We start from the raw sequence: 18,611 nt of genomic DNA, 5'->3' as shown, positions 1-18,611 counted from the left end.
CTGGATTTACCTCCCCACCAAGAATCGCGCACCCACCCACATCAGCAGGCGGCGGGTGAGCATGGACAGCGCCAGATACACCAGCGTGGCCAGGATGAAGGCCTCGAACGCGCGGAAGGTGTTGCTGGAAATCAGGTTGGCCGCATAGCTCAGCTCGGGCGTGGAGATTTGCCCGCACACGGCAGAGCCCAGCATCACGATGATGATCTGGCTGACCATGGCAGGCCACACCTTTTGCAACGCGGGCGGCAGCACCACGCGGCGAAAGGTCTGGCCCGGCGTGAGCGCCAGGCTGTGTGCGGCTTCGATCTGGCCGCGCGGCGTGGCCTCGATGCCGGCGCGGATGATCTCGGACGAATAGGCCCCCAAGTTGACCACCATGGCCAGCACGGAAGCGAACTCGGGCGAGAGCTTGAGCCCCAGCGCCGGCAGGCCAAAGAACAGGAAGAACAGCTGCACGATGAAGGGCGTGTTGCGCACCAGCTCCACATAGCTGGCCACAGCCCAGCGCAGCGGTGCCGGCCGGTGCCCCAGGTTGCGCGCCCGTGCCCAGGCACAGGCGGTGCCCAGCAGCAGGCCCAGCACGGTGCCGACGATGGTGAGGGCAATGGTCCACACCACGCCCCGCACCAGCAGCGGCCACGCGGCCAGCACGGCAGAAAAGTCGAGTTGAATCAGCATGGTGGACAAACCCTGCGGCGCTTGTCACGCCGCAGCCCTGTGCAAAGGAAGAGAACGGTCTTGAGTGCTTATTGGGGCAGATCACCCGCAGGGCGGCCCAGCCACTTGCTCGACAGCTTGTCCAGGTCGCCCGCCTTCTTGGCGTCGGCAATGATTTCGTTCACGCGGGTGCGCAACTTGTCTTCGCCCTTGGCCACGCCAATGAAGTTGGGGCTGTCTTTGAGCAGCAGCTTGTATTCGGTCTGCAGCTGTGGGTTCTTCACCATGATGGTGCCCGCCGTGGAGGCGCTGGTCGCAATGGCCTGCGTCTGGCCCGATACAAAGGCCGAGATGCTGGCGGCATGGTCTTCAAAGCGCTTCACATCCACACCGGCGGGGGCCACCTTGGCCAGCTCCTGGTCTTCCATGGCGCCACGCGTCACGGCCACGCTCTTGCCGGTCAGGTCGGCAAAGCTCTTGATGTTCAGGCTCTTGCTGGCAAACACAGCCTGGAAGAACGGGGCATAGGCGGCAGTGAAGTCGATCACCTTCTCACGCTCGGCGTTCTTGCCCAGGGTGGAGATCACGAGGTCGGCCTTTTGCGTTTGCAGGTAAGGAATGCGGTTGGCGCTGGTCACCGGGATCAGCTCGACCTTCACGCCCAGCTTGGTGCCAATGTAGTTGGCCATTTCCACGTCTAGGCCCTGGGGCTTGAGGTCAGTGCCGACAAAGCCGTAGGGCGGGTAGTCGGTGGGAATGGCGATCTTGATCTCTTTGGCTTTGAGGATGTTGTCCAGCGCACTTTCGGCATGCGCGGCAGGCGCCACCAAGGCGGCAGACATGCCCGCTGCAGCCAGCACAGCCAGCGCCATGCGGCGGGTGCGGTGGCTGTCCACAGCAGCGGCAACGGAAGAGGTACGGGAACTCATCAAAGCGGTCATAGCAAGGCTCCTAGGTAGGCAGACCCGTCGTCAGACGGTGAGGGGGTGGAAGAGGTAGCGGAGGTAGATGCCATGGCCTTGCGCGCTGCGGGCCGCTTTTTCGGGGCTTGCGGCGGCGTCTTGGCCACGGGGGCCAGCGCGTCGCGCAGGCCGGCCAGGGGGTCGGTCTGGGCTTGCAGGCGCAGCGCCGCCTGCACGGTGCCGATGTGCTCGGCCATCAGGGTCTCGGCGCGGTCGATGTCGCCCGCCTCCAGCGCCTCGACGATGCGCACATGGTCCGCACAGCTTTGGGCCGCATCGTGCGAAGACTGGTAGAGCATGGCGATGAGCGTGGTGCGGGCGGTGTAGTCGCGCAGCGTGTCGGCCAGCAGCGCATTGCCCAGGCATTCGGCCAGGCACACATGAAAGTCGCCCAGCAAGTAGGTGCGCATGCCCACATCGCTGCCCGCCAGGGCGGCCTTTTCGCGCGCCAGGTGGTTCTTGAGCTGGCGCAACGCGCCCGGGTCCACCGCGCGGGCTTTGAGCTGGTGCAGCAGGCCCAGCTCGATCACGCGCCGGGCCTCAAACGCTTCGCGTGCCTCGTCTTGCGAGGGCTCCACCACATACCAGCCGCGCCGTGCACTCACGGTGACGATGCCGCGCGTGGACAGCCGCGTCAGCGCCTCGCGCACGATGGTGCGGCTGCAGTCAAACAGCATGGCCAGTTGCTGCTCACCCAGGCGCGAGCCAGGGGCAAGCTTCTGGGCCATCACGGCTTCCATGATGCGGTTGCTGATGTCGGTGGCGGTGGTCATTGACACCACCTACGCAGGTTCTGTGCCAACTGGTATACAAGACCGATGCACCACGGTGGCGCACCTGTTTCGTGCACACGGGCCCTGGCGAGGGGTCTCCACGCCCCGACCGCACCAGTTCAACGCAAGGCGCAAGGCAACAGCGCCAACACTGGTGCACACGCCAGCGCCAAGGCGGTGCAGCCCGCCACAGGTGTGGGGCACTGCTTCAACTTTCTTTACTGTGCGGCGGGCTATCTTTACCCCCGGCACATGTGGACCTGCAGGCGGCTTCGTAGCCTCGTCGCTTTACCGACCACTACAAGGAAATCCTGTGTCCCACCGCTCCCCTCGCTCGGCATTCACCGCCCACCTGCCCCCCACCCGCCGCAGCGTGCTGGCATCGGCCCTGGGCCTTGTGGGCGCGGGCAGCGCGCTGGCCCTGACCGGCTGCGGCGGGCTGGGCAGCGAAGCCCAGCTGCGCTTCATCAACGCCACGGTGGATTACACCCAGGCCGACTTCTACGCCGCAGGCGAGCGCGTGGCCGCTTCGCTAAGCAACGGGGGCAACATCTCTGCTTGGTATGCCGTAGAAGCCGACAGCACCCAGATCGCGCTGTACGCCGCCGGAGGCTCCAGCGCCAAGCTCACCGAAACCCGCACGCTGGAAGAAGATACCTACACCAGCTTGCTGGCCTACGGCTCACTGGCCAACAGCCTCAAGTTCAAGTTCTTCGCCGAATCCAACAGCAGCGCAGACAGCAGCAAGACCAAGGTGCGCGTGTTCCACGCCTGCGAAAGCCTGAGCGGACTGGACCTGTACCTCACCAACACCAGCAGCTTGAGCGGGCTGAGCCCCACCGCCACGGTCACGGAATACGGCGACATCAGCGACTTTGTCTCGGTGTCGTCCGGCCTTTACCGCGTGCGGCTGACCAGCAAGGACGACCAGAGCAATGTGCTGTTTGACTTCACCAGCCAGATCACGCTGGGCAGCACCTCGGTGGTCACGCTGATCGTGGTGCCGCGCAGCAGCGGCTCGTACCCCAACATCAGCGCGCTGCAAGAGCAAGGCGGCTACGCCCTGCTGGCGAACTCACTGGTCAGTTAAGCGCCGCTCAACCCCTGCCACGCAGGCCATCGGTGGCAGGCGGCGGGCGCCGGTGGTATTCTTTTCGGCCCACCCAGGAGACCCGCCCATGAACGCCCCCACCGCTGCCGCCCACCTGCTGCCCGCCATTGCCCTGCGCGATGTGCCCCAGGCACTCATCGACGCTCTGCAAACCCGCTTTGGCGCGCAATGCTCGCTGGCCCAGGCCGTGCGCGAGCAGCACGGGCGTGACGAGGGCTCGCTGCAGGCGCCACCCCCCAGCGCCGTGGTGTTTGCGGAAAACACCCAGGACGTGGCAGACGCCGTCAAGCTCGCCAGCGACCACGACGTGCCCGTGATTGCCTACGGCGCGGGCTCGTCGCTCGAAGGCCATCTGCTGGCCGTGCAGGGCGGCATCAGCATTGACGTGAGCCGCATGAACCGCGTGCTGAGCATCAACGCCGAAGACCTCACGGTGACCGTGCAGCCCGGCATCACGCGCAAGCAGCTCAATGAGGCCATCAAGGACACGGGCCTGTTCTTCCCCATCGACCCTGGCGCCGACGCCAGCATTGGCGGCATGGCGGCCACCCGCGCCAGCGGCACCAACGCCGTGCGCTACGGCACCATGCGCGAGAACGTGCTGGCGCTGCAAGTGGTCACCGCCAGCGGCGAAGTCATCCACACAGGCACCCGCGCCAAAAAGAGCAGCGCGGGCTACGACCTCACCCGCCTGCTGGTGGGCAGCGAAGGCACGCTGGGCATCATGACCGAGATCACCGTGCGCCTGTACCCCCTGCCCGAGGCCGTGAGCGCCGCCATCTGCTCCTTCCCCAGCATCGAAGCGGCCGTGCGCACCACCATCCAGACCATCCAGCTGGGCGTGCCCATTGCCCGCGTGGAGCTGATCGACCGCCACACCGTGCGCATGGTCAACGCCCACAGCAAGCTAGGCCTGCGCGAAGAGCCCATGCTGCTGATGGAGTTCCACGGCTCGCCCGCCAGCGTGAAGGAGCAGGCCGAGATGGTGCAAGACATTGCCAACGAGTTTGGCGGCCAAGCCTTTGAATGGGCCAGCACCCCCGAGGAACGCACCCGCCTGTGGACCGCGCGGCACAACGCCTACTTTGCCGCCGTGCAAAGCCGCCCCGGCTGCCGCGCCATCAGCACCGACACCTGCGTGCCCATCAGCCGCCTGGCCGACTGCCTGCTTGAATCGGTTCATGAAGCGGAAGCCAGCGGCATTCCCTACTTCCTCGTCGGCCACGTGGGCGACGGCAACTTCCACTTCGGCTACCTCATCGACCCGAACAGCGCCGAAGAACGCACAAAGGCCGAAGCCATGAACCACACCCTGGTCGCCCGGGCTCTGAGCATGGGCGGCACCTGCACGGGCGAGCACGGCGTGGGCATCCACAAAATGGGCTTCTTGCTGGACGAGACAGGCGCCGGCGCGGTGGACATGATGCGCGCCATCAAGCGCGCGCTGGACCCGAAGAACATCCTGAACCCTGGGAAGATTTTTGCGATGTGAGGGTGCGTGGCGATGTGAGGGTGCGTGGCGATGCCACAGTCGCCGCAAATTTTGCTATTTAATTGATAGCTATTAGCGCTTTATCTGCAAGCGCCAGATGCCATATTGATTGCAAAATCAGCACCTCGCTTTCCCCAACGCAGCGCTCCCAAGAAACACCATGCCCTTTGACATGTACGCCAACGGCCAGCATGAGGCCATTGGGCACCAAGAGGAATTCATCTTCGCGCTAATTCAGGCGGATCGGCAGCGCTTTCCGGCGCTGTCTGCGCTGTGGAGTGCGTACTACGATGACCCCCGCCTCTCCTCGGCGCAAGCCGGTGCGCTGCTGCATGAGCTGATCGATCTGCTAGCCAGCCAGGGCGGCACGGCCAACAAGGCGCTGGCCCATACCGTGGTGCGTCTTTTGCCGTTCTTCAGCATGGCCTGCCAGGGCGGCCATGAGATACGCACGGAGAGTGACTGAGAGAATCGGCGTGCCCGTCGGAGACAAGCGCACCAGTGACACCACGTCTTGCGAGTCGCATGCCTCAACCCACCTGAGGAGTCTGTATGGCTGAAGAGAAAACCAAGGGACCGGCTTCGTACTTTCCGTCCATTGAAAAGACTTACGGCAAACCGATTGCCCACTGGCTGGATGTTCTGAGCAATGCGGGCGAGCGCAAGCACATGGAGTACGTAGCCCTGCTGAAAGAGCAACACCAAATGGGCCACGGGCATGCCAATGCGCTAGTGGCGTATTTTCTTGCCAAGCAGTGAACGGCTTCGCCACTGCGACAGACATCCAACCACGCGGAACAAGCACGTGCACTCCATGCAACCACTGTTTTCACGATTAGAAAAACTCCTTGCGGCCTTCATGGCTATCTTGTTTACGTTCGCTGCCTCATGGGGGACGTGGTACGAGCCCCAGACCCATCCGCTACCTGCATTTCGAACCTTCTCAGAGAATCTCTGGGCCGCTTGGCCCGCTGCAGCGCTGGGCGCGTACATTGCTGCCGTGGTGGTGCTTCAGCGCAAGCACACGGCAGCGCAGCTGTACTTCCTCGCAGGGTTTTCCGCCTGCGCATGGCTTGCCCTGGCAAGCTTCGTATCGTCCACAGCCACCATGAGCTTGGTCCTCGTTTCGGGCATGCTCTACCGCGCCGGCGATCGCATTTCAACCGCTACAAATTAAATAGCATTTCAAATCCAAGGTCTGCCACTCAAAAGTCGCTAAACCTCAACACTTTTCGGAAATCCCTATGAAACGTTTGAATTGGCAACGCAACACCTTCCTTGGGCTGGCCAGCATCGCGCTGGCAGGCTGCGGCGCAGATGTGGCCACCACGGCAGTGACCACCACCAAGCTGCAGGCAGAGCAAGCCAAGCAAGCGGCGGCGCAGGCGGAGCAAATCAAAGCGGGCCTGGCGCAAGCAGCACAAAGCGCCGAGGCGCGGGCGTCAGCGGCGGACAGCCAATGACCGCTCACAGCGCTCACATCGCTCACCCGTGCACAGCGCGCGAATCGAGCGGCGCCTGCGCCCGGTCGTTCAAGCCATAGTCCCGCACCACCGCTGCCACACGCAAGCGGTAATCGCTGAAGATGTGGGCACGGCCCCGCTGCTGCGTGTCACGGTGCGCCTCCACCTGGCGCCAGCGGGCCACGGCGGCTTCGTCGCGCCAGAAGGACAGCGACAGCAAACGGCCTGGCTCGCTCAGGCTTTCAAAGCGCTCGATGGAGATAAAGCCATCCACTTGTTCCAGCAGCGGGCGCAACGCGGCGGCGGCTTGCAGGTACGCATCCTGTTGGCCAGGGGCGGGTTGCACCTCAAAGATCACGGCCATCATGCGGGGGCTCCTTCCACCCAGGCGTGGGCGGGCAGGCTGAAGGTGCCCTCCACCACCTGGGGGAAGCTGCGCTCTTCGCGCAGGATGAAGCGCTGTTGCTGGGCCATGGCAAAGTTTGCTTGCCCCTCGGGGTCGGCCCGCAAGCGGGCGCGGTAGGCCTCGTACGCGGCCAGCGAGTCAAAGCCAATCAAGCCCCAAGCCTCGTAGTTGCTGCCCTCGTGTGGCACAAAATAGCCCAGCAGGTGGCCGCCGCAGCGGGGAATGATCTGCCCCCAACGGCGGGCGTACTCGGCAAACGCCTCGCGCTGGAAGGGATCGATTTCGTAACGGATGAAGCAGGTGATCATGGCGGCATTGCGGTGAAGTGGGTAGGCCCTGCACGATAGGCGGTTGACGGGCATGAATGGTTCGCTGAAGATCGAACCATGAAAGACGGACCCCACATTGCGCGCATTGCCGCGCTGATCGGAGACAGCGCGCGGGCCGATGTGCTCACGGCGCTGATGAGCGACCGCGCACTCACCGCCACCGAGCTGGCCGCCGTGGCGGGCGTGACCAAGCAGACCATCAGCGCCCACCTGGCCAAGCTGCTGGATGCCGGGCTTCTGGCGGTCGAACAGCAAGGGCGCCACCGTTACTTTCGACTGGCCAATGCCGATGTAGCGCAGCTGCTGGAGTCGCTGATGAATGTGGCCTTCCGCTCTGGCGCGGTGCGTGTGCGCTCCAGCCCGCGCGAGCCCGCCCTGCGCCGCGCCCGCATGTGCTACGACCACCTGGCGGGCGAGGTGGGCGTGCAGCTGTACGAAGCGCTGGTGCGCCAAGGGCTGTTGCAGCCTGCGCCGGATGGCGTGGCCCTGACGCCCGCAGGCACGACCTGGTTCACCCAGGTGGGCATAGACACAGCCGCCCTGCAGCAACAGCGGCGCATGCTGTGCCGCCCGTGCCTGGACTGGAGCGAGCGCCGCCACCACCTGGGCGGCGCGCTGGGTGCCGCATTGCTGCAGCGTTTGCTTGACGGCGGCTGGGCCCGCCGCGCACCAGCCACCCAAGGCACGCCCTCGCGGGTGGTGCAGTTCACGCCCAAGGGCGAACTGGCACTGCGCGATTGGCTCTGACGTTCTTACTTCCCTTCCGCCCTCAATTACCGACACATGCGTACCGTTTACGAACCCGCCAACACACTCGAAGCCTACATGCTCAAAGACTTGCTCGCTCAGCAAGGCATTTCAGTACACATCGTTGGCGAGCATGCACAGTCCGGCGTGGGCGAACTGCCTGCCTCAGGCGTCTTGCGCTTAGAGGCGGAAGACGACGAAGCCGCCGCCGCAAGGGCGTTTCTGATCCAGTGGGACAAGCACCATCCTGAGCCGCAGGTGTCTCAGCTCGGACAACCATCGAATCCCCCAAGGCGCTGGGGGTCTGCCAGCCTGCTGGCGTTTGGCGCACTGACTGGTGCATTCGGCATGTGGATAGCGCTTCAGGCACCGCTGGGACGGTACGAAATCGACCACAACCGCGACGGAGTTGACGACGAGCTTTGGACTTACTCGGTCACAGGAAAGCCACTCGAAATGACGATTGACCGCAACTTCGACGGAAAGATCGACTACGTTCAGAAATTCAGCGCAGACGGATTGCCCTCAGAAGCCAAAGCAGACGACGACTTCAACGGTGTTTTCGAAACCCACATCCGCTTTGCTCGTGGCCAAACAGAAAGGACCGAGGTAGACACGGACGCCGATGGCTACCCCGAGATGCACTCTATTTTCCAAAACGGCGTACTACAAAAAATCAAGTTCTTGAACCCTTCGAACCACCAACCGCTGCGGACTGAGTACTACAAGTTGGGGCGCATGCGGTATGCCGAAATTGACAATGACGGCAATGGGACACTGGACGAACGGGTTGAGTATTCCGCACTAGGGGAAGTTACTCAGCGGACCAAGTTGAATTCAGCACGTTGAGTAAGCTGCGAAGTCTTTGCATGCTCCAAACCCTGCTGCTCTTCACCCTCACCGCCCTGGCCGAAATCGTCGGCTGCTACCTGCCCTGGCTGTGGCTCAAGCAGGGCAAGCCGGCGTGGCTGCTGGTGCCTGCTGCGGCCAGCCTGGCGCTGTTTGCGTGGTTGCTGACGCTGCACGACACAGCGGGCGCTGGCCGGGTGTATGCGGCGTATGGGGGTGTCTACATTGGCGTGGCACTGGCCTGGTTGTGGGTGGTGGATGGCATCCGGCCCACGGCATGGGACGTGGCGGGGGTGCTGGTGGCGCTGGCGGGCATGGCCATCATCATGCTGCAGCCGATGAAATGAATACCCCCCCTGAGTCGCCTTTGGCGCCTCCCCCCTCTCCTTCGGGAAGGGGGGCGTCCACGGCGCGGCGGGGCGGGGCGGCCCTTGCGCGGGGACACTGGGCTGCGCCGCGCCAGTCTCGAATGCTGCGGCGCCCAGGCCTCAGTTCACCTTGATGAGCCGCCAGTCGATGCGGTTATCTGTGCGCTGCACCAGTTCAATGTTTTTCTTCATGGCCCAGGCCAGCATCTGGTTGTGCAGCGGGATATGGGCGACGGTGTCGTTGTGCAGTTGCAGGCCTTCGGTGAGCAGGCGGTTGCGCACGGGCAGGTCGGTTTCGGTCTTCACGCGGTCCACGATGTAGTCCATGCGCTCGTTGCTGTAGCGGCCCAGGTTGTAGTTGCCGTCGCCCCCGGTGGTTTTGGTGCGGGCGAGGGACTGCAGGGTGTAGAGCGCGTCGAACGTGGGCACGCCCCAGCTGAGCATGGCAATGCTGGCCTCGTGCCGCTGCGCCATGGGGTAGTAGGTGACGGCGGGCAGCGTGCGCAGCTTGGCCTTAACCCCCACGCGCGCCCACATGGAGGTGATGGCCTGGCACAGCTCCTCGTCTTGCACGATGGCGTTGTTGCTGCAGGCAAAGTCCACCTCAAAGCCGTCTTTGTAGCCCGCCTGGGCCAGCAGGTCTTTGGCAGCAGCGGCATCAAAGGGCAGGCGCTTGTCCACGGCTTCAGCCCAGCCGTTGACCAGGGGCGAGACGATGGCCCCCGTGGGCTTGGCCATGCCGCGCATGGTCACGCGCTGCAGTGTGGCGCTGTCGATGGCCTGGTACAGGGCCTTGCGCACACGCAGGTCTTTGAGCGGGTTTTTGCCTTTGATGTTGCTGCCGGGCAGCTCGTCGCGGAACTGGTCCAGGGCCAGGTACACGGTGCGGTTTTCCACCATCTCCATGACCTTGAGGTTCGGGTGGGCCTTGACGCGGGCCAGGTCCTGAATGCTGGTGTCGCGCACCATGTCCACCTCGCCCGAGAGCAGCGCGGCAATGCGCGTGGCTTCGGATTTGATGGGGGTGTAGGTGATTTCGGTGACGTTGCCTTCGGCCTTGCCAGTGCCCCACCAGTGGGGGTTGGTGGTGAAGACGATGCGCTGGTCGGGCACCCATTCCTTGAGGGTGAAGGGCCCGGTGCCCATGGCGTTGCGGTGCGAGTACGTCTCTTCTTTGCCCTTGATGTCCTTGGGCTCGAGCGACTGGTGCTTTTCGGCCCAGGCTTTGCTCATCACGCGCAGCTCGGTCAGCTGGTTGAGCAGCACGGGGTTGGGGTTCTTCAAGAAGATGTCGATGGTGTCGGCGTCGACCTTGGCCACGCGGTCCATGCCCTGGGTGTAGATGGCGTAGGTGGATGTTTTGGCCATGGCGCGTTGCAGCGAATAGACCACGTCTTCGGCCGTAAGGGCCGAGCCGTCGCTGAACTTCACGCCCTGGCGCAGCTTGAAGCGCACTTGCGTGGGGGTCACTTCCTTCCACGACAGCGCGAGCACGGGCTCGATCTTGAGGGTGCGGCTGTTGAACATGACCAGCGACTCGTACACCGCCGCGTGGATGCCGTTGCCCAGGGCGCTGTTTTGCGAGTGGATGTCCATGGTCTGGATATCGCTGGAGCCCGCCCATTTGAACGGCTTGGCCCAAGCGCTGGGGGTGGCGCACAGCCACAGCGTGGCCGTGATGGTGGCGGCGACGGCCCTCAGAGAACGCTGCAATGGCATGGAAAACTCCCTGGATGAATGCAAGGTGTACCGCGGGTAGTACGGCGAACGGCGGTGCCGGGCACTATGCAGCACATCGCGTGCCACGCCCTTGGGGGATTGCACTCTTGCAGGGTGCGATGGTGGGCGTACAGGCCCTGGCGCAGAGCCAGGGCAATCGCATCTAAAAGTGAGCCTTAAACCCGGCGACACTGCAGCGCTTGAGTCATTTGCCAAACGCTGTTGAGATGAGCCTGCTGCAATACCTGCAAAACATTCCCGATCCCCGCGTGCAGCGCACACGCCGCCACGAACTGCAATCGATCTTGGTAGTAGCGCTGTGCGCCACCATTGCAGGCGCAGACAACTGCGTAGAGATGGCCGAGTTCGGCCAACAGCACCAAGACTGGTTTGAGCGCTTGGTGCCACTGCCCTCAGGCATTGCCTCGCACGATACCTTTGCACGGGTGTTTCGCCTGCTCGATGCCAACGAGTTGGAGCTGGCCTGTCAACAATGGCTCGCCCAGGTGGCAGGCAGGGTGCACGGCACGGTGGCCATTGACGGTAAAAGCGTGCGCGGCAGCAGCAAAGGAGATGCTCGCAGGCCACTGCACATGGTCAGCGCCTGGGCGGCTGACATGGGGTTGCTGCTGGGCCAGTGCAAGGTCGATGGCAAGAGCAACGAGATCACGGCCATCCCCAAGTTGCTGCGCTTGCTGCACCTGCAAGGCTGCATCGTCACCATTGATGCCATCGGCTGCCAAAAGAGCATCGCCCAGCAGCTTCACGAGCATGGCGCGGACTATGTGCTGAGTCTCAAGGGCAATCAGCGGCACATGCACCAAGTGGTGCAAAAGCACTTTGAAGTGCAGGGTAGCCAAGAGCGGTTCGATGAGAACACCTATACCGAGAGCTGCAGCGGGCACGGGCGTCAGGAACTACGCAGCTACCGGCTCAGCCCTGTGCCCGAGGCGTTGCAACGAGCGGCAGCCCACTGACCGGGGCTGGCCAGCGTGGTGCAGGTCGTGCGCCAGCGCCAGCAGGCGGGCCAGCCGGACAGCGAAGAGGTGAGCTACTACATCAGCAGTTTGCCAGCACACACGCAGGCGCATGTGCTGGCGCATAGCATTCGCGCGCACTGGAGCGTAGAGAACCAGTTGCACTGGAGTTTGGATGTAGCGATGCGCGAGGATGCAGCGCAGTCATACAAGGATCAAAGTCCGCACAACCAAACGGTGCTGCGACGCATGGCGCTGCAGGTGCTCAAGAATGACACCTCGGTGAAGATCGGCCTGCAGGCCAAGCGCAAGCGCGCGGGGTGGAGTCTGGGTTATTTGGAACTCCTCTTGGGCATCGCCGTTTAGATGCGATCGCCCTGGGCGCAGAGCGCAAATGCTATACATTCAATAGCTGCTAGCGCTTTTACTGCGTGCGCTAGCGGCCATTTTTATTCAAACCCATATGCGCTGGTTGACTGTCTCTCGTTGTTTTGGCGCGGCCTTGTTGCTGGCGCTGCTGGCATGGCCGCTGGGCATGCTGTGGGTGTTGTCGCATGAGGACTACCACCCTGAGCCCGGGACGCTGGACTATTACCTGGGCCTGTCGTCCCTGGTGCGGGGCGTGCCCCTGCCAGCGGATGGAGATGCGCCGGAGTACTACGGATCCACCGGCGACGGACCCAAGCAGCCGGTGAGCATGGTGACACTGCAAGTGCCACCCGAGCAAGCCAGCGCCACCCTGGCCCGGCTGCAGGCCTATCTGCAGACCAAGGGCCTGCAACCCACCGGGCCGTTCAAGTACGAGGCGACCGACACCGCCACGCTGCAAGACTGGGAATACGCCAACCCGCAGCGCACCGAGGTGGTGGTGCTGCGGCAGGTGGTGCCCGCCCACCCCACTGCGCCTACCGATGGCGCTTCACGCAAGGTCACGTTCAGCGTGATGCACTACGACTAGGCGACGGGTTCATTCGCCACGCCCCACGCGCGCGCGCAGCCACACCCAGCCTTCAGGGCCGTTCGCGGTCTGGCACGCGGGTGTTCAGCGCGGCGGGGCGGTAGTCGGGCAAGAAAGCGCAGCCTTTGCCAAAGGTCGCCTCGAAGGCCGGGCACTGGCTGGCAATGCTGGCGGGGGTGGGCTGGTTGCCGTCATCCACCCAGCGCAGCAAGGCTGCCACCAGGGTGGGATAGGTCGGATCGCTCAGGTAGCTGTGGCCGCTGTGCTGGGTGAAGGTTTGCACCAGATGCCCACTGGTACCCGCCTTGTCCATGGTGGCCTTGAACACCGAGTCCAACTCGACAAACGCGGTGGGGTCGTTCACGCCTTTGACGGTGAGCACCGGCACGGGGATGCGGCCGGTGGGGTCGGTGTCTTGCGCAAAGCGGGCGACGGCGGCCGGGTCGGCGCGGTAGCGCAGCACGCCCGCGTTCAGGGCCGCGTCCGCAGCGGCATCGCCCGAGCCGCTGTAGCGCACGCCCTGGTTGCCAAACGGGCTGGCGCCGCCGGTGCGGTGCTGCACCACATCGCGGTAGTGGAAGGTGGCCCAGTTCATGTGGCTGTGGATGGAGCTGGCCGGGATACGGACCACGTCGGTGATGAGCTTCACCTTGCGCTGCTGCTCGGCGGTGCGCTCGGCCTGCGGCTTGTCCAGCCCCAGGCACTCGTTGACGCGCGCCTGCAGGTCGGTCTGGGCCATGTGGGCATCGGCAGGCAGGCCGATGTTGAGCGGGTAAGCGGCCTCCGTGGGGCGGGGGTGGTTGCCACACAGGTACTGGTACACCACGCGCAAATCGGTGCGGAAGTCGTACGAGCGCGAGCCCCCGGCCAGCACGCCGCTGGTGAGCAGCACCGCGTCGTAGGGGCGCTTGCCGTCGGCCGTGGTGGTGAACCTCTCTGCCCCGCGCGCCGCCACGCTGGCCCCCCACGATTGCCCGTGCAGGATGGTGCGCTGGGGCTGCGCCACCTGGCTCACAAAGATCTGGCGCAGGCGTTCGGTGTCCTCGGCAGCAGCACGCACTTCCACACCGCCCTGGCGGAAGGTGCTGCCCGCCCACGCATAGCCCGCCTTGACCATGATGGCCCAGCGCTCCAGGTCTTCCACCGACCGCTCCAGCTTGGGCGCGCCCAGCGCCGGGCCGCCGTGGGCGTGCAGCACCAAGTGCCCATTCCACTGGTTGGGCAGGGCGATCAGGTAGTAAGCCCCCTCAGAGTCCTGGCCCGAAAGGCAGCGGGCAATCGATGCCACGGCTTTGGGGCACGCGGTGGGCGTGGGGGCGGCCTCAGGGGCCTGGGCTTGAAGCTTGGCCTGGGCTGCCGGGGCCTGCGGCGGCAGCGGCGCGCATGCCGCTGCCAGCACAGCCAGCCCCGCCAGGGCCAGCCGCCCGGGCAAAGACGGGGTCAAAAAGGGGTGGCGCATGGTGGTGTCTCCTGTAGGTATGGGTGCCGATGCTGGATGCCCACGCATCGTAGAAAGCGCCAATCCATACGTCAAATAGGCCACACCACCGCAGCTGATACGATTTTGATATGACGAAGACACCACAGCCCCGCTCCCACTGCCGCCGCGCCAACCAGGAGCGGCACTGATGGACCTGCGCCAACTGCGGTACTTCCTGGCCGTGGCGCAGACCGGCCACATGACCCGCGCGGCCGAAGCGCTGGGCATGGCCCAGCCCCCGCTGAGCCAGCAGATCAAGGGCCTGGAGACCCAGATCGGCCTGCCCCTGTTCAAACGCCATGCCAAAGGTGTGACGCTGACCGAGGCGGGGCGCACCCTGCAGGCCGATGCCACCCGGCTGCTGCACGACTTTGATGCCCTGCAAAGCCGCATGCAGCTGCTGGCCGAGGGCAAGACCGGGCGGCTGGACATTGCCTTTACCAGCTCGGCCGCTGCGCACGAGTTCACGCCTTATGCACTGCGCGAATGCCGCGCGCGCCACCCCGGCCTAGTGCTGGACATTGGCGAAGCCAACGCCGCCGAAATCACCGAGGCCGTGGCCCAGGGCCGCCTGCACTGCGGCCTGCTGCGCGTGCCGGTAGACCGGCCCCCCGGCCTGGTATTCGACACCCTGCAGCACGAGCCCGCCATGGTCGCCCTGCCCATCGACCACCCCTTGGCGCTGCGCCAGCGACGCGGCCAGCCCACGCCCGTGCGCCTGGCCGACCTGCAAGACGAGCCCCTGATCCTGGTGCGCCGCACGGGGGCACCCGGCCTGTACGCCAACCTGCTGGCTCTGTGCGCCGCCCAGGGCGTACAGCCCCGCGTGGTGGCCGAGGTGCCGCGCATGCTCACCAACCTGAACCTGGTGGCCGCAGGCACGGGGGTTTCGGTCGTGCCATCGTCCATGCTGGGCGTGCACCGCCACGCCATCGCCTACCGCCCGCTGGACGTGGGCAGCCAGCTCGATGTGCCCCTGACCCTGGTGTACCGCGCCGAAGACAACGTGGGCGCCACGGCCACCTTCACCCGGCTGCTCAACACCCTGGCCTCGCATAGCCCAACCTCACCCACCAAAGGCACGCCACCACCCCACTGAGCGCCCAATGACCAGATCGCCAAACGGCCAAAAAATGCACATGCCCGGCATGTAACCATTGGCAACCTGGGTGTTACAGGCAGTCAACGCAGGCAAACTCCCACCCATCTGTTTTTATTCAACCCAGCGGCCGCGCGAGGAGCGCCACGCCGCCCACCACCATGACACACCAACCGTCACGCATCGCACGCATGTCTCGCTGGATCAGCGCCGCCTTCCTGGGCACTGCCTTGCTCACCGGCGCAGCCTGGGCTGGCACCGCCGAGGGCGTGCGCGCCTACGAAAAGGGCCAGTTCACCCAGGCTCTGAAAGAACTGCAGCCTGCCGCCCAAGCGGGCGACGCCGAAGCCCAATTCCACCTGGGCCTGATGTACGACTTTGGCCGCGCTGTGCCGGTAGACCATGTCAAGGCTGCAGCCCTGTACCGCAAGGCCGCAGACCAAGGCCACGCGGATGCGCAATACCACCTGGCCGTGTCTTACGACGACGGCGAAGGCGTGCCGCAAGACTACAAACAGGCCGTCTTCTGGTACACCAAGGCCGCCAACCAAGGGCTGGCTAAGGCCCAGTACAACCTGGGCGTCTCATACGACAAGGGCGAAGGCGTGGCCAAGGACCACAAGATCGCCGCGCAGTGGTACCGCAAGGCCGCAGACCAGGGCGACTCTGACGCCCAATACAACCTGGGCGTAGCCTACGACGACGGCGAAGGCGTCGAACAAGACCACAAGCAGGCCGTAACCTGGTACCGCAAAGCCGCAGCGCAAGGCCACTCACGCGCGCAATTCAACCTGGCTGTGTCTTACGACGACGGCGAAGGCGTTGCCCAGGACAAGAAGCAGGCCGTGCACTGGTACACCAAGGCCGCCGAACAAGGCGATGCCGATGCGCAGCAAAACCTGTCGGTCATGTACGCCAAGGGCGAAGGCGTGCCCCGCGACGCCGCCAAGTCCCGCTACTGGGCCCGCAAGGCCCGCGAATCACGGGCGCGGGACGAGAATTGATGGGATGCAAGGGCCTCGAATGAGGCCCTTTTTTATGAGCAGAGGGCGTTGAGCCCAAAGCAGAAGTAGACGACAGGCGTCTAGCGGACCGACAGCGGCAGCATCCGCTTCTCCTTACATTCCTCGCAACGTGGCCGGATCAATGGATGGAGTGTCTCGGTGCCTGGCTGGCCGCCAGTGCGCCGAGGCTATGCAAGCTATCGCCAGATCAGACAGTTTGGCCGGCGGCCCCATCGGCAACTTCGTTCGCCACCTCGATCAGGTTCTCATCGGGGTCATAGAAATAGATTGACCGCAAACGGGCGCGAGCACCTGTGGCGTTCACCGGGCCTTGCACGACGTCCACGCCCACTTCAGCCAGATGGGCCATGACGTCATCCAGACGCGCTTCGGTCAAAAAACACAGATCGGCCGAGCCTGGCGTTGCGTGGCGCACATTTGGATCAACCACCGTACCCACCTCATGCAGATTGATCTTCTGCCGTCCAAAGTGCAGCGCATACCTGCCCTGCTTGAACTCGTGCGCCAGGAAGCCGAGCGCCCGTTCATAGAAGGCGATGGTGCGCGGAATGCTCACTACCGTAAGAACGACATGGTCAAGACCCGTGATGAGTGGTGGTTTGGACATGGCTTGTAATCGAACAAGGGCACCCATTGTCGCCGAGGGCTGCGGGCGTTCGCCCGGCTACCTGGCGCCTAAAAGTCATGGCTGTTTGGTATGCCAGAAGTCGCGGAAATCATCAAAAAAATGGAAAACAGCCGAGCGGAACGTCCGTCCGGCACTGGCCGAAATTGGCGTCGAAAATATAACGAGAGCCTCCGCAGCGAAGGTGCCGGAGGGGCCCCATCCAAGCGCCCCAAATCACACCCTCACCCCGCCGCTACCGCCGCAGGCCGCGCCAACCGTGCTGCCAGCCCCACCCCCACAAACGCCGCAGACACCACGCTCAGCGCCAGCGTAGCGGCAGAGCCGAAGAAGATGCCCGATGTCATGCCGTGGTCCAGCATGGCGCCGAACACGGGGGCGGACAGGCAAAAGCCCAGGTCCAGGCCCGAGTACACGGTGCCGTAGACACGGCCGGTGGCTCCAGGAGGGGCGGCGCGTTTGATGAGCATGTCGCGCGAGGGTCCGGCCAGGCCGGTGCCCAGGCCGGCAATGGAGGCCACTGCCAGTGCGGCGATGCCGGGCAACAGCCCTGTGCCCACCAGCGCCAGCAGCACGGCAGAGCCCAGCAGGCAGACCGAGATCACCTTCTCCAGCCGCTGCACGCGGCCCACCAGAAAGCCGCCCACCACCATGCCGCCAGCGCCACACAGCATGTAGCCGGTGACCACCATGGCCGTGAGGCTCAGGGGCAGGCCGTACATGGACTGCAGCGCGGGGCTGGCGAAGCTTTGGATGGCGCTGAGCGCGCAGGTGCTCCAGAAGAAGAACGAGAAGCACAGCCACACCGAGGGCAGCTTCAGAAAAGCCATGGGGTGCTCGGGCTTGGCGGCCTGGGCGCCCGCGCCCTTGGCCTGGTGGGCCCATTCGCCCTTGCGGTCGTCCAGCGCTTCACGGTTGATGACCATGATGGTCAGCACCAGCAGCGCGAACACGGCACCGCTCAGGCTGGCCGTGCGCCACGAGCCGGTGGCCGTGGCAATCCCCGCCATGAACACCGGCGCCAGGGCCCAACCCAGGTTACCGCTGATGCCGTGCACGGCAAACCCGTGGCCCAGGCGCTGGGGGGACACGCGCTTGTTCAAGATGGTGAAGTCCACCGGGTGGAAGGGCGCATTGCCCAGCCCGGCCAAGGCTGCCGCAACCACCAGCCCCACATAGCCCTGGGCCGTGCCCGCCACCAGCCCTGCGGCTGCAAAGCTGGACAGCGCAAAGAACATGATGGGCCGCGCGCCGATGCGATCGACCAGGAAGCCCGACAGTGCCTGGCCCACACCCGAGATGACGAAGAACACCGACACCAGCAGCCCCAGCTCGGAATAGCTGAAACCGAACTCGGCAATGAGCCAGGGGAACAACGGCGGCAGCAGCATGTGAAAGAAGTGCGAGCTGCCGTGGGCCAGCCCGACAAGGCCGATGGTGCGCGCGTCTTGCCGCAGCGGCACGGCGTTGGGGGAGGAGATGCCAGGAGATGCAGAAGTCATGGGGATTGATCTTAGGCAAGCCGGGCTCGGCAGGTTTACGATAGTCGGTCAACTTCTATCGCCAAT

21 protein-coding genes and 1 pseudogene are annotated in these 18,611 nt (G+C 64.5%); 13 read left to right on the top strand and 9 right to left on the bottom strand.

Annotated features, from left to right (window positions below):
• Nucleotides 1–6: 6 nt before the first annotated feature.
• From CLU86_RS18415 to CLU86_RS18405, 3 genes are all read right to left on the bottom strand, one after another.
• Nucleotides 7–681, bottom strand: coding sequence for an amino acid ABC transporter permease (locus tag CLU86_RS18415; RefSeq protein ID WP_099743682.1), 675 nt, complete (start codon nt 679–681; stop codon nt 7–9).
• A 68-nt stretch (nt 682–749) separates the two neighbouring features.
• The gene (locus tag CLU86_RS18410; protein ID WP_199175207.1) at nt 750–1,532 is read right to left on the bottom strand and encodes a transporter substrate-binding domain-containing protein; all 783 of its coding nucleotides are present in this window, start codon (nt 1,530–1,532) and stop codon (nt 750–752) included.
• A 65-nt stretch (nt 1,533–1,597) separates the two neighbouring features.
• On the bottom strand, nt 1,598–2,395 hold the full coding sequence (locus tag CLU86_RS18405) for a GntR family transcriptional regulator (RefSeq protein ID WP_099742645.1): 798 nt from the start codon (nt 2,393–2,395) through the stop codon (nt 1,598–1,600).
• A 313-nt stretch (nt 2,396–2,708) separates the two neighbouring features.
• Here CLU86_RS18405 and CLU86_RS18400 point away from each other — a divergent pair, with 313 nt between their 5' ends.
• The 6 genes from CLU86_RS18400 (at nt 2,709) to CLU86_RS18375 (ending at nt 6,461) form a co-directional block, all read left to right on the top strand.
• Complete coding sequence (locus CLU86_RS18400; RefSeq protein ID WP_158236351.1) at nt 2,709–3,485, top strand: DUF4397 domain-containing protein; 777 nt, start codon at nt 2,709–2,711, stop codon at nt 3,483–3,485.
• Nucleotides 3,486–3,573: 88 nt separating this feature from the next.
• A complete protein-coding gene (locus CLU86_RS18395; RefSeq protein WP_099742644.1) occupies nt 3,574–4,998 on the top strand; it encodes an FAD-binding oxidoreductase in 1,425 nt (474 codons plus the stop codon).
• A 160-nt stretch (nt 4,999–5,158) separates the two neighbouring features.
• Nucleotides 5,159–5,464 (top strand): hypothetical protein, encoded by a 306-nt coding sequence (locus CLU86_RS18390; protein ID WP_099742643.1) that lies wholly within the window; start codon nt 5,159–5,161, stop codon nt 5,462–5,464.
• 86 nt (nt 5,465–5,550) lie between these two features.
• The gene (locus tag CLU86_RS18385; protein ID WP_099742642.1) at nt 5,551–5,757 is read left to right on the top strand and encodes a DUF4287 domain-containing protein; all 207 of its coding nucleotides are present in this window, start codon (nt 5,551–5,553) and stop codon (nt 5,755–5,757) included.
• Between the two features lie 55 nt (nt 5,758–5,812).
• A complete protein-coding gene (locus tag CLU86_RS18380; protein WP_143226738.1) occupies nt 5,813–6,175 on the top strand; it encodes a hypothetical protein in 363 nt (120 codons plus the stop codon).
• A gap of 67 nt (nt 6,176–6,242) precedes the next feature.
• Nucleotides 6,243–6,461, top strand: coding sequence for a hypothetical protein (locus CLU86_RS18375; RefSeq protein WP_099742640.1), 219 nt, complete (start codon nt 6,243–6,245; stop codon nt 6,459–6,461).
• 22 nt (nt 6,462–6,483) lie between these two features.
• On the opposite strand, the gene CLU86_RS18370 is transcribed toward CLU86_RS18375, so the two are convergent.
• Nucleotides 6,484–6,828, bottom strand: coding sequence for an antibiotic biosynthesis monooxygenase (locus CLU86_RS18370; protein ID WP_099657362.1), 345 nt, complete (start codon nt 6,826–6,828; stop codon nt 6,484–6,486).
• Nucleotides 6,825–7,175 carry an NIPSNAP family protein gene (locus tag CLU86_RS18365; RefSeq protein WP_099742639.1) on the bottom strand — a complete coding sequence of 117 codons (351 nt, stop codon included), beginning with the start codon at nt 7,173–7,175 and terminating at the stop codon, nt 6,825–6,827. Before CLU86_RS18365 ends, CLU86_RS18370 begins: the two co-directional genes overlap by 4 nt.
• Nucleotides 7,176–7,253: 78 nt before the next feature.
• Between CLU86_RS18365 and CLU86_RS18360 the strand changes: the two genes are divergently transcribed.
• Genes CLU86_RS18360 through CLU86_RS18350 form a run of 3 tightly spaced genes read left to right on the top strand, consistent with a single transcriptional unit; the run spans nt 7,254 to nt 9,139 of the window.
• Nucleotides 7,254–7,943: a helix-turn-helix transcriptional regulator gene (locus CLU86_RS18360; RefSeq protein ID WP_099742638.1), complete on the top strand. Its 690-nt coding sequence runs from the start codon at nt 7,254–7,256 to the stop codon at nt 7,941–7,943.
• Nucleotides 7,944–7,979: 36 nt separating this feature from the next.
• The gene (locus CLU86_RS18355) at nt 7,980–8,792 is read left to right on the top strand and encodes a putative signal transducing protein (RefSeq protein WP_099742637.1); all 813 of its coding nucleotides are present in this window, start codon (nt 7,980–7,982) and stop codon (nt 8,790–8,792) included.
• Nucleotides 8,793–8,812: 20 nt separating this feature from the next.
• Nucleotides 8,813–9,139 carry a YnfA family protein gene (locus CLU86_RS18350; RefSeq protein ID WP_099742636.1) on the top strand — a complete coding sequence of 109 codons (327 nt, stop codon included), beginning with the start codon at nt 8,813–8,815 and terminating at the stop codon, nt 9,137–9,139.
• Between the two features lie 141 nt (nt 9,140–9,280).
• On the opposite strand, the gene CLU86_RS18345 is transcribed toward CLU86_RS18350, so the two are convergent.
• Nucleotides 9,281–10,879 carry an ABC transporter substrate-binding protein gene (locus tag CLU86_RS18345; protein ID WP_099742635.1) on the bottom strand — a complete coding sequence of 533 codons (1,599 nt, stop codon included), beginning with the start codon at nt 10,877–10,879 and terminating at the stop codon, nt 9,281–9,283.
• A 227-nt stretch (nt 10,880–11,106) separates the two neighbouring features.
• On the opposite strand from CLU86_RS18345, the pseudogene CLU86_RS18340 reads away from it, so the two are divergent.
• Both CLU86_RS18340 and CLU86_RS18330 read left to right on the top strand, forming a co-directional pair.
• Nucleotides 11,107–12,222, top strand: a pseudogene (locus tag CLU86_RS18340) (ISAs1 family transposase).
• A 106-nt stretch (nt 12,223–12,328) separates the two neighbouring features.
• The gene (locus tag CLU86_RS18330; RefSeq protein WP_143226737.1) at nt 12,329–12,814 is read left to right on the top strand and encodes a hypothetical protein; all 486 of its coding nucleotides are present in this window, start codon (nt 12,329–12,331) and stop codon (nt 12,812–12,814) included.
• A 52-nt stretch (nt 12,815–12,866) separates the two neighbouring features.
• Here CLU86_RS18330 and CLU86_RS18325 read toward each other — a convergent pair whose 3' ends face one another.
• The gene (locus tag CLU86_RS18325) at nt 12,867–14,273 is read right to left on the bottom strand and encodes a hypothetical protein (RefSeq protein WP_369803841.1); all 1,407 of its coding nucleotides are present in this window, start codon (nt 14,271–14,273) and stop codon (nt 12,867–12,869) included.
• A 169-nt stretch (nt 14,274–14,442) separates the two neighbouring features.
• Between CLU86_RS18325 and CLU86_RS18320 the strand changes: the two genes are divergently transcribed.
• The gene (locus tag CLU86_RS18320) at nt 14,443–15,393 is read left to right on the top strand and encodes a LysR family transcriptional regulator (protein ID WP_099742633.1); all 951 of its coding nucleotides are present in this window, start codon (nt 14,443–14,445) and stop codon (nt 15,391–15,393) included.
• 161 nt (nt 15,394–15,554) lie between these two features.
• Nucleotides 15,555–16,397: a tetratricopeptide repeat protein gene (locus CLU86_RS18315; RefSeq protein ID WP_121730086.1), complete on the top strand. Its 843-nt coding sequence runs from the start codon at nt 15,555–15,557 to the stop codon at nt 16,395–16,397.
• Nucleotides 16,398–16,605: 208 nt separating this feature from the next.
• On the opposite strand, the gene CLU86_RS18310 is transcribed toward CLU86_RS18315, so the two are convergent.
• Both CLU86_RS18310 and CLU86_RS18305 read right to left on the bottom strand, forming a co-directional pair.
• Complete coding sequence (locus CLU86_RS18310; RefSeq protein WP_099742631.1) at nt 16,606–17,025, bottom strand: VOC family protein; 420 nt, start codon at nt 17,023–17,025, stop codon at nt 16,606–16,608.
• A gap of 242 nt (nt 17,026–17,267) precedes the next feature.
• Nucleotides 17,268–18,545 (bottom strand): MFS transporter, encoded by a 1,278-nt coding sequence (locus CLU86_RS18305; RefSeq protein ID WP_199175148.1) that lies wholly within the window; start codon nt 18,543–18,545, stop codon nt 17,268–17,270.
• Between the last annotated feature and the right edge of the window lie 66 nt (nt 18,546–18,611).

It is taken from the genome of Acidovorax sp. 62 (assembly GCF_002754495.1).
GTDB lineage: Bacteria > Pseudomonadota > Gammaproteobacteria > Burkholderiales > Burkholderiaceae_C > Acidovorax.
This window is presented reverse-complemented; position numbering and strand designations above follow the sequence as displayed.